The sequence below is a fragment of the Neisseria subflava genome, assembly GCF_024205745.1.
Lineage (GTDB): Bacteria > Pseudomonadota > Gammaproteobacteria > Burkholderiales > Neisseriaceae > Neisseria > Neisseria flavescens_B.
Genome location: NZ_CP073117.1, coordinates 1,710,967 through 1,726,900 on the forward strand (window position 1 = coordinate 1,710,967; position 15,934 = coordinate 1,726,900).

The following is a 15,934-nucleotide window of genomic DNA, read 5'->3' on the forward strand; positions in this document are numbered from 1 at the left end:
TTGAGATAAGGAACACACATCATGATAATACATCCCCAGTTTGATCCGGTGCTGATCAGCATCGGCCCGCTTGCCATCCGCTGGTATGCCTTGAGCTATATCGTCGGCTTTATTCTGTTTACGATTTTGGGCCGCCGCCGTATCGCACAGGGCAATTCTGTGTTTACCAAAGAAATGCTCGACGATTTCCTGACTTGGGGTATCTTGGGCGTGATCTTGGGCGGCCGTATCGGCTACGTTTTGTTTTATAAATTTTCCGATTATCTTGCCAACCCGTTGGATATTTTTAAAGTTTGGGAAGGCGGTATGTCGTTTCACGGCGGCTTCTTGGGCGTGGTCGTTGCCATGTGGCTGTTTGGCCGCAAGCACAACATCAGTATCTTGAAATTGATGGATACCGTTGCGCCGCTGGTACCGCTGGGCTTGGCTTCCGGCCGTATCGGCAACTTTATCAACGGCGAACTTTGGGGACGCGTGACCGAACTCAATGCTTTTTGGGCGATGGGTTTCCCACAAGCGCGTTACGAAGATGCAGAAGCTGCGGCGCACAATCCTTTGTGGGCCGAATGGCTGCAACAATACGGTATGCTGCCGCGCCATCCGTCTCAGCTTTACCAGTTTGCCCTTGAAGGCATTTGCCTGTTTGTCATCGTTTGGATTTTCTCGAAAAAACCGCGTCCGGCCGGTCAAACGGCGGCATTATTCTTGGGCGGTTACGGTTTGTTCCGCTTTATTGCCGAATTTGCCCGTCAGCCTGACGACTATCTCGGCCTGCTGACTTTGGGTTTGTCCATGGGTCAATGGTTGAGCGTGCCGATGATTGTATTGGGTGTGATTGGTTTTGTTTGGTTTGGCCGTAAAAACAGTGTTGCCAAAGCATAAATAAAACAATGAATAAAGGCCGTCTGAAAAGGTTTTCAGACGGCCTTTTTATGGCATTAAGTAAATAGATTTCGGGTTTAACCGAAAAAGCCCATTTTGACCTGAATGAGTTTTTCCAACTCCGGCAGAACGCGGCGGCGTGAGACGAAGAAGATAATGTGGTCGCCGTCTTGCAGGATGGTTTCGGTGTGGTGTCCCATGATGACTTCGCCGGTTTCGCCGCGGACGATGGCGGCGATGTAGCAGTCGCTCGGCCATTTAATGCCGCTGATACGGCGGCCGACGATGGCGGAAGTGTTTTTGTCGCCGTGTACCACCACTTCAATGGCTTCGGCTGTACCGCGGCGCAAAGGATGGACGGCAACGACGTCGCCGCGGCGGATGTGGGCGAGAATGGAGCCGATGGTAATCAGGTGGGGGAAACGACGATATCGATTTTGTTACCTTCAAGCAAATCGACGTAGCTTGAGCGGTTGACAATGGTGATTACGCGTTTGGCGCCAAGGTTTTTTGCCAACAGGCTGGACATGATGTTGTTTTCGTCATCATTGGTCAACGCGCAGAAGACGTCGATTTCGTCGATGTATTCTTCGTCCAGCAGGGTTTCGTCGGTGGCGGAACCTTGCAGGACGAGGGTGTTGTCCAGATTCTCAGCCAGCCATTCGGCGCGCTGGGGTTTGTATTCAATGATTTTGATGTCATATTTGGACTCGAGCTGCTTGGCGAGGCGGTAGCCGATATTGCCGCCGCCGGCAATCATAATACGGCGGGTACGCGCTTCTTTCGGACGCAATTCGCGCATGATGGCTTCAACGCTGTTGATGTCGGCGGCAAACAGGACTTCATCGCCTTCGATGATGACGGTTTGCGGGGTGGGGACGATCAGGCGGTTGTTGCGGTAGATGGCGCAGATTTGGCAGTCCACACCTTCGGGCAGGTGCTGGTTGATGTCGATAATTTCACGGTCGATCAGCAAACCGCCTTTGCGGGCTTGAACAATCACCATGCGGACTTGGTCGTTGGCAAAGCTGAGTACCTGCAATGAGCTGGTGTAGTTGAGCAGGCCGACAAGTTGTTCGGTAACCAGTTGTTCGGGGCTGATGGTTTCGGTAATGCCGAAGATATTGAGGCTGCCTTCTTCGGGTTTGTCGCTGCCGGCAACTGGATATTCGAGGTATTCGCTTGAGCGTACGCGTGCAATGCGGCTGGGGATGTTAAATAGGTCGGCGGCGATTTTGGAAGCAACGATGTTGGTTTCGTCGCTGCGGGTCAGGGCAAGCAGGAGGTCGGAGTCTGCCGCACCTGCTTGTTCGAGGGTAAAGGGCGATGCGCCGTTGCCGACGATGGTTTGGACATCGAGACGGCTGCTGATACGGTTGAGCGCTTTTTCGTCGATGTCGATAATAGTGACGTCGTTGCTGGGAACGGAGGCAAGGTTTTGGGCGACGGTCGAACCGACTTGGCCGCTGCCGAGGATGAGTATTTTCACGGTAATTTGAGTGTGTTCGGTAAAAATGAAATTGTAACAAAAGGCCGTCTGAAATTGGAGTTTTCAGACGGCCTGAGGTTTAAATAAGCCAGAGGGTTACCAGTAGCCCAAAACTTTCCACCACAAGATACCGACAGTGCAGAATATCAGGATTTCAAGCACGCTCATGATGAAGCCGGCTTTCCACCATTCGGTCATGGTTACATAGTTGGAGCCGTAAATGACAGGTGCAGAACCGGTGGCATAGTGGGTCAGCGACATCATGATGCCGGTAGCGGCTGCCATAATCAGGGCAAACAGCATCGGTGGTGCGCCCAAGGCCAAGCCTGCGCCGTAGAATGCGCCGAACATGGCGGTAACGTGTGCCGTACCGCTGGCGAAAACGTAGTGGGCGTAGAGGTAGGCCAGCATCAACAGGGCACAACCAGCTTCCCAACCCAAACCCATGTGGGCGATACCGCTTTGCATGGAGTCAGACAACCAACTGATGAGGCCCAGTTTGTTGAGGAAGTTTGCCATCATAACCAAGGCCGCAAACCAAACGATGGTGTCCCATGCGCTTTTTTCTTTTAGCGCGTCATCCCAAGTCAGTACGCCGGTTAAAAGGCACAGGCTCAAGCCGAGGAAGGTGGTGGCGGTAGCGTCAACTTTCATACCGAACAGCATCTCGGGAATACCCGCCCACAACAGCAGCAGAACCAGGAAAATACCCAGCATGATTTTTTCTTCACGCTTCATCGGCCCCATGGCAGCCAAATGCTCTTTTGCCAATGCAGTGGCGTTAGGAGTTTGTTTGATTTCAGGAGGATACAGGAAATACAGCACCAGCGGCATCAGCAGCATAGCAAGCAGGCCGGGTACGACCATTGCCAAGAACCATGTGCCCCAAGAGAGTTGGATTTGCGAATTGGTGGCTTTGGCAACCAATTCGACTACCAGTGGATTAGGGGCGGTGGCAGTGATAAAAATCAGACAGGTAATTACGTTGGAGTGGAAGTTGACCAGTGAAAGGTATTTACCGATTTTGCCTTCCGTACCTTTTTCAGGGTCGGAGTCGAAGCTCAGTGCGATGGATTTCATGATCGGATGCACGATGGCACCGCCGCGCGCGGTATTACTTGGCGTTACCGGACCGATGACCAAGTCGGCTAATGCTAGGCTGTAACCTACGCCCAGCGTGCGTTTTCCGAAGAGGGAAATCAAGAGGTAGCCGATACGCATACCCAAGCCGGTTTTCAACAGGCCGCGCGAGATGATGATGGCGATACCGATCATCCAGATGAGTGAGTTGTTGAGGCTGCTCAAAGCGTCTTTGGTTGCGTCTGCGGTTTTTTCGTTGGTTACGCCGGTCAGTGCAACCAAGGTAATGCCCAAAATCGCCATGGCACCGATAGGCATGGCTTTGCCGATAATGCCGGCAATGATGCCGATGAACAATGCCAAAAGATGCCATGCGTCAGGCGATACGCCTTGAGGAACGGGGATAACGAACCAGATAAGCAGCGTCAGCACAAGTGAGACCGCAGCAGGAATTGGCTTGAAGCCCATGTTGAATCTCCTAATTTGAGGTATTGGGGAAATCGGAGTTCAGACGACGTGTGCCTGATTTCGGCGGGAACAGGTCGTCTGAAACGTATTTGGGTGTGGTTATTTTTATGTTTTTCTTTTGGGTGTTTGGGTAATGCGTATTTTTGTGTTGCCATCTTTTTCAGACGACGTTTCTTGAGCTTTTACGTTTTGCCCTCTCCCTAACCCTCTCCCACGGGGAGAGGGGATAATGGCGCTGAAAATCAACCATTATCGGATTTTCTGCAATCTTTTCCCTTTCCCCGTGGGAGAGGGTTAGGGAGAGGGTAAAACCTCAGATTTAGTAGGTTCGGTTGTGAAACCCAACAAAGAATTAAATGTTGGTTCATGTCCCAAGCTACGAGCATTTTCAGACGACCTCCTATATAGAAAAGGCCGTCTGAAAACAACGCTGTTTTACTCTTGTTCTTGCGGCAGGCCGTACTCTTCGGGGAAGGTGCGCAGCGAGCTTTGCAACACGGTAACCGCGCCGTCAATCAAACCGCAACGGCCGCTTCGTGGCAACAGTTGGCACAGGCTTTGCAAGGCGCGAAGGTCGTCAGAAGTGCCGATGCCGGTGTCCACGCGGTTGAGCAGGCGGGAAAGCTGGAATGTGCCGCCTTTGCAAGGCGGACATTGACCGCATGAGTTGGAAGCAAAAAATTCCACATATTCGGCTACTTTGCGCACCACGCTGGTACCTTCGGAAATCACAATCATCGCGCCGGTACCGAGGCTGGATTTGCGTTCGCGTACGGAAACGAAGTCCAAAGGCACATCCAAATCTTTGACAGTTAAAAGCGTGTTTGACGGGCCGCCGGTAAATACGGCTTTAAACGTACGGCCTTCAAGCATACCGCCGCCGTGATCGTAAATCAGTGATTGCAGGGTCGTGCCCATTGGCAGTTCGTACAGCCCCGGATTCAATACGTCACCGGAGAGTGAGTAGAGTTTTGTGCCTGCGGCATCGCCCAAACCCAAAGATTTGTACCATTCCGCGCCTTTGGCAAGGATTTGCGGAATATTGGCGAAGGTTTCGGTATTGTTGATAAGGGTCGGCTCACCGTTGACACCGCTTTCGGCAGGGAAAGGCGGCTTGCGGCGAGGGAAGGGGAAACCGCCTTCCAACCATGAAATCACAGCGGTTTCTTCGCCGCCAATATAACGGCCTGAAGTTTCAACCAGTTGCAAGTCCAAAGGTTTACCCAAGTAGTTTTCGATGCGGATAAACAAATCGCTGTTTTTCCATTGCTCAATGGCCGGTGTGATGGAAGCGATGGATTCGGTTTGATGCGGGTTGACGTACAAAATCGCTTTGTTGGCACGGCAGGCAACGGCGGCAATCAGGACGCCTTCGATGACTTGGTGCGGCGTATTTGCCAGCAGTACACGGTCTTTAAATGTACCTGGTTCGTCTTCGTTGGCATTGCAGACGACGTATTTGTCGCCATTTTTGCTTTGGGCGGCAACGGCGGCCTCCCATTTGCGCCAAGTTGGGAAACCTGCACCACCCATACCGCAAAGATTGGCATCTTGCAGTTTGGAAACAATGCTTTGAGGATCGGCAAGCGCAGCCAGCAGGCCTTCGCCGCCGCCGACTTTGCGCCACGCGGCTAAATCTGCGCCGACTTGGCGGGAAGGATGCAGTAAGTTTTGATTGGCTTGATTCATGATTGTTGCTCCTGCAAACCGGCGTGTTCGCGCAAATCGAATTTGCCGTAGTCGGGATATAAAACGGGGGCTTTGATGTCGCTGGTCAGACCGGCACGGGTCATTTCGCGTTGCAGGTTGTGGACGTGCCCGACACCGCCGCGTACTTTTTTCAGCGGCAGGCCGCAATTTGCCGCGGCTTTACCGGCACGGCGGCCGAAGCTGATAATGTCCAAAAGCGCATTGCCCATCAGACGGTTGCGGCCGTGAATGCCGCCGGTTACTTCGCCGGCACAATAGAGGCCTTCGACGCAGGTTGCGCCGTCACCGTTGATTTCGATACCGCCGTTTTGATAGTGCAGGGTCGGATGAATCATGACCGGCTCAACAGCAGGGTCAATGCCGCATTTGTGGGCAACGTGGCCGAGTGTTACCAAACGGTTCAATACGTCAGGGTCGTTAGCAATCAGGCGCGGGGTATCGAGGAATACGCCGACTTGTCCGTCGCGTACTACGCCGCGGCCTTCACGGCATTCGCGCAAAATCGCAGCGGCAACAACGTCGCGCGGTTGCAATTCGTCAACGAAACGTTCGCCCAAACCGTTGACCAGCTTGGTGCCTGCGGAGCGCACGGCTTCGGAAATCAGCGCGCCTGCCAAGTGTGGAGGGTGAGCAACGCCGGTCGGGTGGTATTGGAAAGAATCGACATCGCGCAGTTTGGCGCCGATACGGTAAGCCATTACCAGGCCGTCTGCAGTCGCGCCATAATGGTTGGAAGTAGCGAAACCTTGCAAATGCAGGCGTCCGCTGCCGCCGGTTGCCAATACCACGGCTTTGGCGTGAACCAACACCAAAGAGCGTTTTTCCAAATCGTATAAAATCGCACCGACGCAGCGGCCGTGTTCATCCGACAATAATTCGATGGCGGGGTGGCGGTTGAGCTGGGTGATGTTTTCGTCGAGTTCGACTGCCTCGCGCAGTACGCGCATCATTTCGAGGCCGGTAAAGTCGCGGTAGCTCAAAATGCGCGGCACGGTCGTACCGCCTGCACGTTTGCGGCTCAACATACCGTTGCTGTCCGCGCCTTTGGCAAGGTCGAAAGTCATGCCCAAACCAATCAGCCAGCGGATGGCGGACGGCGCGTCGGTAACCATTTGCGCCACCAATTCTTTCTTGCCTGCGTTGTGGCCGCCTTTGATGGTGTCGTCAAAGTGCTGCTGCAAGCTGTCTTCCGCGCCGACAGCAGCCTGAATGCCGCCTTCGGCCATCACGGTATTGCTGTCGCCGATACGCAGTTTGTTCGCCATGATGACGCGCGCGCCTGCTTCAGTCGCTGACAATGCCGCTGCTGCGCCTGCACCGCCGCCGCCAATGACCAATACGTCAGTGTTCAAATGTTCAGCGCCTGACAAATTATAGTCGTCAATCAGAGGCTGACTGATTAAGAGTTTGGCCAAATCAGGATGGCAGTAATCGCCTTGGTTTGGGCCGATAGGCAGTTTTACACGCGCATCGGCCTGATAGTCAGGATGAAATTGGCTCAGTAATTCGTTTTTTTCCGGCAGGTCGCCACGCAGTTCCAATGAAGAAGCACGCAGGTTGGCAAGGGCGGTTTCGTAGTCTATGCCTTGGATTTTGTTAACCATTACACTGACTCCTCTTCAAATTCGACTTTCATTTTGCCGCTGTCAATTTCGCGCAGGCGGCGCATCAAATCCACAGGACGCAATGTACGCGCTGCTTTCATACGGCGGGCGAACAGGCCCAAGTGGTTCGGACGGATGTGTTCGGGGCAGGAGAGGGTGCAGAGGTTGCACATCACACATTGGTCAAAGGTCAGCGCAGCCGCGCCGAAATCGCCGGAAACTACTTGAGCTACGCCGTTTTCCACTTGCAAACCTTTAGGACAGGCGCGATTACAGCCGCCGCAATGGCGGCAGTTTTGCGCTTCAGGGAAGGCTTTGGCGGTATCGTTCAACCAGTTCCAGCCATCACCAATTTCGCTGACGTCGTAATATTGGATGTGCTCGGGGATAAAGTAATCCAAGAAGCTGACCTGCATGCCTTCTTCAACTTTGGTCTCGCATGCCAGTGCGGTGGTGACTTCACGTTCGCCTTCTTTACGAATCATGCAGCGACAGGAACCGCATACGCCTTGACCCATACAGCCGACATTGGCAGTAATCGCATTGCCTGAACGGGCATAGGCTTGGATGATTGACGAGTCGGCGGAAGCTTTGACTTCATGGCCGTCTATGGTCAGGGTTAACAAATTTTCACTCATGGTTTGTTCCTGTGAAATTGGAAGTTGGAATAGTGGATAATTTGATTAATTGTATTTTTATTACATCTATCGTGCGCGAGGAAATATCCAAGTCATTTACTCAGAAATTCTTTTAAAATCAATATTTATTTGTATGGATCGAAGTGTATCAGAATTTAGAGGTTTTGATGATAGGGGTAATCTAAGGTTTTATAGAGGAGGGATTACAAACAAAATATGCCTATTATTTAGACAAATTTATCATAATTATTTGATTTAAAAAGTAAAATAAAATTACTTTTTTAGTATAAATTTTAAAATATTTGTCTATTTGCTAGTAAAAATCATTATTGTATATTAGGTAATTTTACATAGCTTGTTGTATATATTGAATAATATTTAGGTATATGGGCGAGTGAAAAGACTGTTATAAAATTTCAGAAAATCAAACAAGTTTGATATCAGTCAAGAAGGTTGAGGGAGAAAATGACACAGGTTTTACAATTGTGTATTGTATTGGAAGATAAGAAAGGCCGTCTGAAATTTAGGTAGTTTCCTTTTAAATACAAGCTACTAAATTTCTTTCTCAGATGCTTAAGGTAAATATTTTCAGACGGCCTTGAAATAAGATTATTATTTAAAAATAATGTAATTTTATTTCTATGTAAGTGAATAGTCAGTGGATATAGATTATCAATAACCAAGTGATTTAATGCGATATTAAATTTCATTTAAATCAATAAGGTATGAAAATGATATTGTCTGGGTCATTCATTTGAAAGCACTATTACACTATTGAAGGCCGTCTGCAAAAATTGGTCTCTTAAGAAATAAACAAATCCTCCCTACCATGACTCCGAAAAGGAACACAATCATGACCGTCATCAAGCAAGAAGACTTTATCCAAAGTATTTTCGATGCTTTCCAATTCATCAGCTACTACCATCCTAAAGACTACATTCAGGCTTTGTACAAGGCTTATCAAAAAGAAGAAAACCCTGCCGCCAAAGATGCGATGGCGCAGATTTTGGTCAATAGCCGTATGTGTGCAGAAGGCCATCGTCCGATTTGTCAGGATACCGGTATCGCGACCGTATTCTTGAAAGTGGGCATGGATGTACAGTGGGATGCCGAGATGAGCGTACAGGAAATGGTTAACGAAGGCGTACGCCGTGCATACACCTATCCTGACAACAAACTGCGCGCCTCCGTATTGGCCGATCCGGCTGGCAAACGTCAAAATACCAAAGATAACACCCCTGCCGTTGTACACATGGAAATCGTGAAAGGCGACAAAGTCGAAGTCACTTGCGCAGCCAAAGGCGGCGGTTCTGAAAACAAAACCAAAGTGGCCATGCTCAACCCTTCAGACAATATCGTTGATTGGGTATTGAAAACCGTTCCTCAAATGGGTGCAGGCTGGTGTCCTCCGGGCATCTTGGGTATCGGTATCGGCGGTACGCCTGAAAAAGCAGTGTTGATGGCCAAAGAAAGCCTGATGAGCCATATCGATATTCAGGAACTCAAAGAAAAAGCCGATTCAGGTGCAGAATTGTCTACAACCGAAGCCCTGCGCTTGGAACTCTACAAAAAAGTAAATGCCTTGGGTATCGGCGCACAAGGTTTGGGCGGTTTGAGCACCGTGCTGGATGTCAAAATCCTTGACTACCCAACCCACGCGGCTTCTAAACCGATTGCCATGATTCCAAACTGCGCGGCTACCCGCCACATCGAATTTGAATTGGACGGCTCAGGCCCGGCTAAATTGGAAGCCCCATCTTTGGAAGATTGGCCGGATCTGACTTACAGCCCTGACAACGGCAAACGTGTCGATGTCAACAATCTGACCAAAGAAGAAGTGGCTACATGGAAAACCGGCGACGTATTGTTGCTAAACGGTAAAATCCTGACCGGCCGCGATGCCGCGCACAAACGTTTGGTTGATATGCTCAACAAAGGTGAAGAATTGCCGGTAGATTTCACCAACAAACTGATTTACTACGTCGGCCCGGTTGATCCAGTCCGTGATGAAGTTGTTGGTCCGGCCGGTCCGACTACTTCCACCCGTATGGATAAATTTACCCGCCAAATGCTGGAACAAACCGGCCTCTTGGGTATGATCGGTAAATCCGAACGCGGCGCAGCAACTTGCCAAGCCATTGCCGATAATAAAGCCGTTTACCTGATGGCTGTCGGCGGCGCGGCATATCTGGTTGCCAAAGCCATTAAAGCATCTAAAGTCTTGGCATTCCCAGAATTGGGCATGGAAGCGATTTACGAATTTGAAGTCAAAGATATGCCTGTGACCGTTGCGGTGGATAGCAACGGCGAATCGGTTCACGCCATTGCGCCAAAACAATGGCAGGCCAAAATCGGTATTATTCCGGTTGAAGCTTGATATTTGACTGAATAATCAAAGGCCGTCTGAACGATTTCAGACGGCCTTTTTTTGCTTACAAATAATTCAAATGTTTTCAAACGAGTAAATTTCCCTTTCTAAAAAGCACTTGTCAAAATCAGCGTTTGAAACTAGAATTCACAGCTTATCGAGTCGGAGTGTGGCGCAGTCTGGTAGCGCACTTGCATGGGGTGCAAGGGGTCGAAGGTTCGAATCCTTTCACTCCGACCAAAGAATTGGAAAGAGCCGTTTTGAAAACGGCTCTTTTTTCGTTTGGATGATTTATCTGAATAATGTGTCCGAATGGATTTTAAAACTTAATACCAATGGCATCTGAAACAAAACCTGCTTTCTGAAAAGCAGGTTTTGTTGTTTTCAAAGCAGAACTATTCGGTACTATCCTTCAGCGTGTCTTTATAAGTATAAAGATACGATGCGCCGACAAAGGATGCGCCACCGATGACATTGCCCAGGAATACGGGAATCATGTTGAAGAAAAATTGCCCCCACGTGATGTTTGCACCTGCCAAAATACCTGCTGGGATAACGAACATATTGGCGACAAGGTGTTGGAAGCCGTTTAATACGAAAATCATGACAGGGAACCAAATGGCCAGCATTCGTCCGGTTGTGTTTTTAGCAGCAAAGTGCAGCCATGCGCCCATGCAGACCATCCAGTTACATGCGACCGCCGATACGAAAGCGCGGCCGAAATCCATATGGACTTTTGCTTCCGCCACGGCAATGGTTTTTTCTGCCATGCTGCCTTCAATCATGCCGACATAGTATCCGAGGAAAAAAGCCATTGCCAGCGTGCCCACCAAATTGCCCATGCAAACGATCACCCAGTTGCGCAGCAGCATTTTGGAGGAAATCCGTCCGGCCAATCTGCCTAAAGACATGATCATCATGTTGCTGGTTACCAGCTCGCCGCCGCCAAGCAGGATGCAAATCAAGGCGATTGGGAACACGGCGGCGCCGAGTAAAGTGGCAAAACCGCCCCATTCGTGCGGAATGCCGCTGACTACTTTTAAATAGGCAAGATAACCGAAGCCGATGTATCCGCCGGCTAAAACGCTCAAGATTGCCAGTGTGGGGATGCTGGATTGTGCTTTGGCGCAGCTTTTGTCGAGAACAACCTGTAAAATTTCCTGTGGGTATAAATCGCGCGAAGCCATGATGTTCCTTAAAGTAGGTTGAGGAGGAAACGCCGTTTCAAAAGTGGCGCAAACTGTCGCGGTAGGGCAGTGTTATAGGGAGCCGGTGTACGATCTTTGTCTTATCAATCAGCCTAAATTAAACCTAAAAAACAGATACTTCGCCTTGCTTCAGCTCAAAAGAAATATTATTACATTTTGCTTCTGTATTAAAAAAGGCCGTCTGAACGTTGAGGTTTCAGACGGCCTTGTTTTGATTTTTTAAACTTACAAATGAGCCAGCTTTGCATTGCCTTCGCGAGGAATAGGGCGCGGATTGCCTTGTGAATCGATGGCGACGTAAGTGAACACGGCTTCGGTGACCAGTTGGCGGTCTTCTGTTACCATATCGTTCATCAAAGTCTTCACCCACACTTCGATTTTCAGTTGCAAAGAAGTATTGCCTACGCGGACGCAATGACCGTAGCAGCACACGACGTTGCCAACTTTTACCGGTCTGATGAAATTCATTTCTTGAACGGCCACGGTTACAATTCGTCCCTGTGCGATTTCTGCCGCCAAAATACCGCCGCCCAGATCCATTTGCGACATAATCCAGCCGCCGAAGATATCCTGATTGGGATTGGTATCGCGGGGCATGGCTACCGTACGCAATAAAAGTTGTCCTTCGGGTGCAGCATGTGTTTGTTTGTTGTCAGCCATAAATAATCCTGTCAAAAAAGTGCTATTTTACGCCATTTGTAGCGATAAACCTATGTAGGCCGTCTGAAAAATCAGCAGGCAAAGTGTTACAATCAACATATTCATCAGACAAAGGAGAAAGCTCATGCATCCGATTCAAGAACCACGAAATAGCGGCCTTTTGCGCGTATCCGACATTCACGAAATCTACTGGGAAGAATCAGGAAATCCTGATGGACACCCCGTGATTTTCCTGCATGGCGGCCCCGGAGCAGGGGCATCACCGGCCTGTCGCGGCTTTTTCAATCCAGAGCATTTCCGCATCGTCATTATCGACCAACGCGGTTGTGGACGCTCCAAACCCTATGCTTGTGTTGAAGACAACACCACATGGGACTTGGTTGCCGATATTGAAAAAGTACGCGAAATGCTCGGTATCCAAAAATGGCTGGTTTTCGGAGGCTCATGGGGCAGCACCTTGTCGCTGACTTATGCCGAAACCCATCCCGATCGCGTCAGCGGCTTAGTTTTGCGCGGTATTTTCCTGTGCAGGCCGTCTGAAATGGCATGGTTGAATGAAGCAGGCGGCGTCAGCCAAATTTATCCGGCTCAATGGCAAAAATTCATTGCCCCCGTAGCCGAAAATAAACGCCAAGCCCTAATTAAAGCCTACCATGAAATGCTGTTCAGCGAAGATGAAGCCACACGCCTCAAAGCGGCTAAATCATGGGCAGACTGGGAAAGCTATCTTATTCAGTTTGAACCTAAAGACGTAGATGAAGACCCGCAAGCCTCCCTTGCCATTGCAAGAATGGAAAATCATTACTTCGTGAACGAAGGCTGGTTGCAGGGCGATAAAGCCATCTTGGCAAACATCGACAAAATCCGCCATATCCCAACCATCATCGTCCAAGGCCGCTACGACCTATGCACCCCGATGCAAAGCGCGTGGGAGCTCTCGCAAGCCTTCCCTGAAGCAGAATTGAGAATCGTCCAAGCAGGCCACTCTTCTTTTGATCCTTCGCTTTCCGAGGCTTTAGTGAAAGCAGTGGAGGATATTAGAAGCAAGTTATAAAGGTTAATAAATGACAATGCCGTCTGAAAAAGTTTCAGACGGCATTTTTTAGTTAGAGTAAATGTAATTTAAATATATTTAAGAAATTATATTGCAGTTGAATATTTGCAAGTATATGATTGGTGGTAAGTCACAGTAATAATATTGTATGTCATGAAATTTACTTTTATTGCACATGTTCGTCAAACGGATAAGTGTCCTCAATCTGTTCAAACCCATTTAATAGAAACGTCAGAACTTGCAAAAATATTTGCTCGAAAACTAAATTTAGAACCAGTGGGTGAGTTGCTCGGCCTCATGCATGATTTCGGTAAATATTCCCGAAAATTCCAGAAATATATCCACGATGAAACCAGTTTGTTTAATCCTGATTTGGATGATGAAGAAAGTACCCCTAACGGCAGTAAAGTGGATCATTCCACCGCTGGTGCGCAATGGGTTTACCGCGAATTGAGAAAATCTGATAAATCTAATAAACATGGAGATGAAATTAAAGATAAGGGCATCGGTGAACTGTGTGGACAGATATTAGGTTTGTGTATTGCCTCACACCACGGTGAAGGTTTGATTGACTGTTTGGATGGAGAAGGTAATCCGAAATGGATTGAGCGGTTTAATAAAACTGATGAACTGACGCATTTGGCGGAATGCGAGCAAAATGCCGATGAAGTCGTTCAACAGAAAGCACGTGAATTGGCAGGAGAAAACCTAATTCGCAGCCTGCGGAATGCGGTGAAGTTGATTCTTTCCGACTCAACAGTCAATGACAAAATCAAAGAGTTTTATCTCGGCTGCCTAACCCGCTTTCTATTTAGTTGCCTGATTGATGCCGACCGTATCAACAGCTCGGATTTTGAACGGGAAGCGCAGAAAAAAGTCCGTCGCTTGAGCGAAAAACCAGATTGGCAATCGGCGATTGATAAATTGGAAACGCATTTGGCGGGTTTCGGAAACCGTTATCCTGCTGATAAAATCCGCCGCCAAATATCTGATGATTGTCTAAAAAGGGCAAAAGATTCCCAAGATAGGGAAGGAGACCCTCAAGGCATTTATACACTCACAGTGCCGACCGGCGGCGGCAAAACATTGGCCAGTCTGCGCTATGCCCTCCATCATGCGCAAAAGCACAATCTCGACCGTATTATCTACATCATTCCCTATACTTCCATCATTGATCAAAATGCGGAAGAAGTTCGTAAAATTTATTGTTTAGATTTGAAAGAAGATGACAATGGTGAATTTCATTCATGTAGAGAATGTTCAGAATGTGAGAAGTGGGTGCTCGAACACCATTCCAATTTAGAACCTGAAAAACAAAGCTGGCAGGACAAACTGCTGTCCGAAAACTGGGACAAGCCTATTGTGTTTACTACCATGGTGCAGTTTTTGGACGCATGGTTTGGCGGCGGCACACGCGGCGCGCGGCACATCCATCCGATGACCAATGCGGTGCTGATTTTTGACGAAATTCAAACCCTGCCTGTGAAATGCGTACATTTGTTTTGCAACGTATTGAACTGGCTGACGACATTTGGCAAAAGCACGGCGATTTTGTGTACGGCGACGCAGCCTTTGCTCGGCGAATCAGGCTTGCAGAATTTCCCAAAAGATAAAAGGGAAAGCATTGCCGCGCGCGGTTTGTTAAGGTTACCTGCACATGCCGAAATCATGGGAACTGATGAGCAAAGAGAAGAGCTTTATAAAAAGTTATCCCGCGTGGAAATTCGATTTAACGAAAAAGTGGGAGGCTGGAATGTAGAAGAAGCAGGCGCGTTCTTGCTGGAACAGTTTCAGACGACTCCAAGCTGCCTATTTATCGTCAATACCAAAAAATGGGCGCAGGAGCTTTATCAATATTCCCAAAGGCAGAATGTGCCGCCCGAGGCCTTGTTTCATTTAAGCACCAACCAATGCGCAGCACACCGCAAAGAGATTTTTGATACCATCAAAGCTCGTCTGAAAAACAAAGAACCTGTTATCTGCATCAGCACCCAGTTAATTGAAGCCGGTGTGGATATTTCCATGGCTTGCGTGATTCGTGCCTTAGGTGGGCTGGATAGCATTGCTCAAGCAGCGGGGCGTTGTAACCGCCACGGCGAGAAGGAAGGCAAGGGGCAGGTTTGGGTGTTGAATTTGCAGGAACAGGATTTTACGCGGATATTGCCCGATATTCAGGCAGGCAAGAACCATGCCGAACGTGTGTTTCGCGATTTTGCTGGACAGGATATTTTGCAGCCTGCCGCGATGGAACGTTATTTTGAATACTATTTTTACCAGCGCAGCGATGAAATGGTTTATCAAATAGGAACAAAGGGGGAAGATAATTTATTGAATTTATTAAGTGATAATTGTCGCAACAAAGGCGCATCAGATAAAAAAAGCGGTATGTTAAAAAATCATCTTTTAAGAAAAAATGATTTTTATCCTTTATTAATGCAGTCATTCAAAAGTGCGGGACGGGCTTTCCAAGCCATTGACGCGCCGACCCGCGCCGTGATTGTGCCGTATGGCGAAGGCAGGGATTTGATTGCTTCGCTTTGTGGCGAATGGGACCCGAAAGAAATGTACCGCACGCTGGCTAAAGCGCAGCGCTACAGTGTGAATGTGTTTCCGAATGTGTGGAAACAACTGCAAGAAAATCAAGCCTTGCAAGAGGTGCAGGCAGGTTTGGGCATTTATTATTTGAAAGACGGGCATTACACCGATGAATACGGCTTGTCGGTGGATGAAACCGGCATCATGCCTACATACACTTTTTAGATAAAGGAGCAAT

Annotated in this window: 10 protein-coding genes, 1 tRNA gene and 1 pseudogene; 5 read left to right on the forward strand and 7 right to left on the reverse strand. The window is 48.9% G+C overall.

Features of this window, described 5'->3' with window-relative positions:
• Window positions 1-21 precede the first annotated feature (21 nt).
• Entirely contained in the window at window positions 22-882 is an 861-nt protein-coding gene (gene lgt, locus KCG55_RS08220; RefSeq protein ID WP_188209806.1) for a prolipoprotein diacylglyceryl transferase, read from the forward strand.
• Between the two features lie 77 nt (window positions 883-959).
• Here the strand turns inward: lgt and trkA are convergent.
• The 5 genes and pseudogenes from trkA to KCG55_RS08245 form a co-directional block, all read right to left on the reverse strand.
• Window positions 960-2,371, reverse strand: a pseudogene (trkA, locus tag KCG55_RS08225) (Trk system potassium transporter TrkA).
• Window positions 2,372-2,467: 96 nt separating this feature from the next.
• Window positions 2,468-3,919, reverse strand: a complete 1,452-nt coding sequence (locus KCG55_RS08230; RefSeq protein ID WP_254322713.1) for a DASS family sodium-coupled anion symporter — start codon at window positions 3,917-3,919, stop codon at window positions 2,468-2,470.
• Between the two features lie 435 nt (window positions 3,920-4,354).
• The gene (locus tag KCG55_RS08235; protein ID WP_049335869.1) at window positions 4,355-5,608 is read right to left on the reverse strand and encodes a complex I 51 kDa subunit family protein; all 1,254 of its coding nucleotides are present in this window, start codon (window positions 5,606-5,608) and stop codon (window positions 4,355-4,357) included.
• Complete coding sequence (locus KCG55_RS08240; RefSeq protein WP_254322714.1) at window positions 5,605-7,233, reverse strand: FAD-binding protein; 1,629 nt, start codon at window positions 7,231-7,233, stop codon at window positions 5,605-5,607. The genes KCG55_RS08235 and KCG55_RS08240 overlap by 4 nt, the downstream gene beginning before the upstream one ends.
• Window positions 7,233-7,871, reverse strand: a complete 639-nt coding sequence (locus KCG55_RS08245) for a 2Fe-2S iron-sulfur cluster-binding protein (RefSeq protein ID WP_254322715.1) — start codon at window positions 7,869-7,871, stop codon at window positions 7,233-7,235. Before KCG55_RS08245 ends, KCG55_RS08240 begins: the two co-directional genes overlap by 1 nt.
• An 853-nt stretch (window positions 7,872-8,724) precedes the next feature.
• On the opposite strand from KCG55_RS08245, the gene KCG55_RS08250 reads away from it, so the two are divergent.
• Window positions 8,725-10,248 (forward strand): fumarate hydratase, encoded by a 1,524-nt coding sequence (locus tag KCG55_RS08250; RefSeq protein WP_003746217.1) that lies wholly within the window; start codon window positions 8,725-8,727, stop codon window positions 10,246-10,248.
• Between the two features lie 154 nt (window positions 10,249-10,402).
• A tRNA-Pro gene (locus tag KCG55_RS08255) sits at window positions 10,403-10,479 on the forward strand.
• Between the two features lie 155 nt (window positions 10,480-10,634).
• On the opposite strand, the gene KCG55_RS08260 is transcribed toward KCG55_RS08255, so the two are convergent.
• Both KCG55_RS08260 and yciA read right to left on the reverse strand, forming a co-directional pair.
• Window positions 10,635-11,426 carry a formate/nitrite transporter family protein gene (locus KCG55_RS08260; protein ID WP_254322716.1) on the reverse strand — a complete coding sequence of 264 codons (792 nt, stop codon included), beginning with the start codon at window positions 11,424-11,426 and terminating at the stop codon, window positions 10,635-10,637.
• A 246-nt stretch (window positions 11,427-11,672) separates the two neighbouring features.
• Window positions 11,673-12,107, reverse strand: coding sequence for an acyl-CoA thioester hydrolase YciA (gene yciA, locus KCG55_RS08265; RefSeq protein WP_063076484.1), 435 nt, complete (start codon window positions 12,105-12,107; stop codon window positions 11,673-11,675).
• Between the two features lie 124 nt (window positions 12,108-12,231).
• Here yciA and pip point away from each other — a divergent pair, with 124 nt between their 5' ends.
• Both pip and cas3 read left to right on the forward strand, forming a co-directional pair.
• Window positions 12,232-13,161, forward strand: a complete 930-nt coding sequence (gene pip / locus KCG55_RS08270; RefSeq protein WP_254322717.1) for a prolyl aminopeptidase — start codon at window positions 12,232-12,234, stop codon at window positions 13,159-13,161.
• A gap of 153 nt (window positions 13,162-13,314) precedes the next feature.
• The gene (cas3, locus tag KCG55_RS08275; RefSeq protein WP_254322718.1) at window positions 13,315-15,921 is read left to right on the forward strand and encodes a CRISPR-associated helicase Cas3'; all 2,607 of its coding nucleotides are present in this window, start codon (window positions 13,315-13,317) and stop codon (window positions 15,919-15,921) included.
• Window positions 15,922-15,934 lie beyond the last annotated feature (13 nt).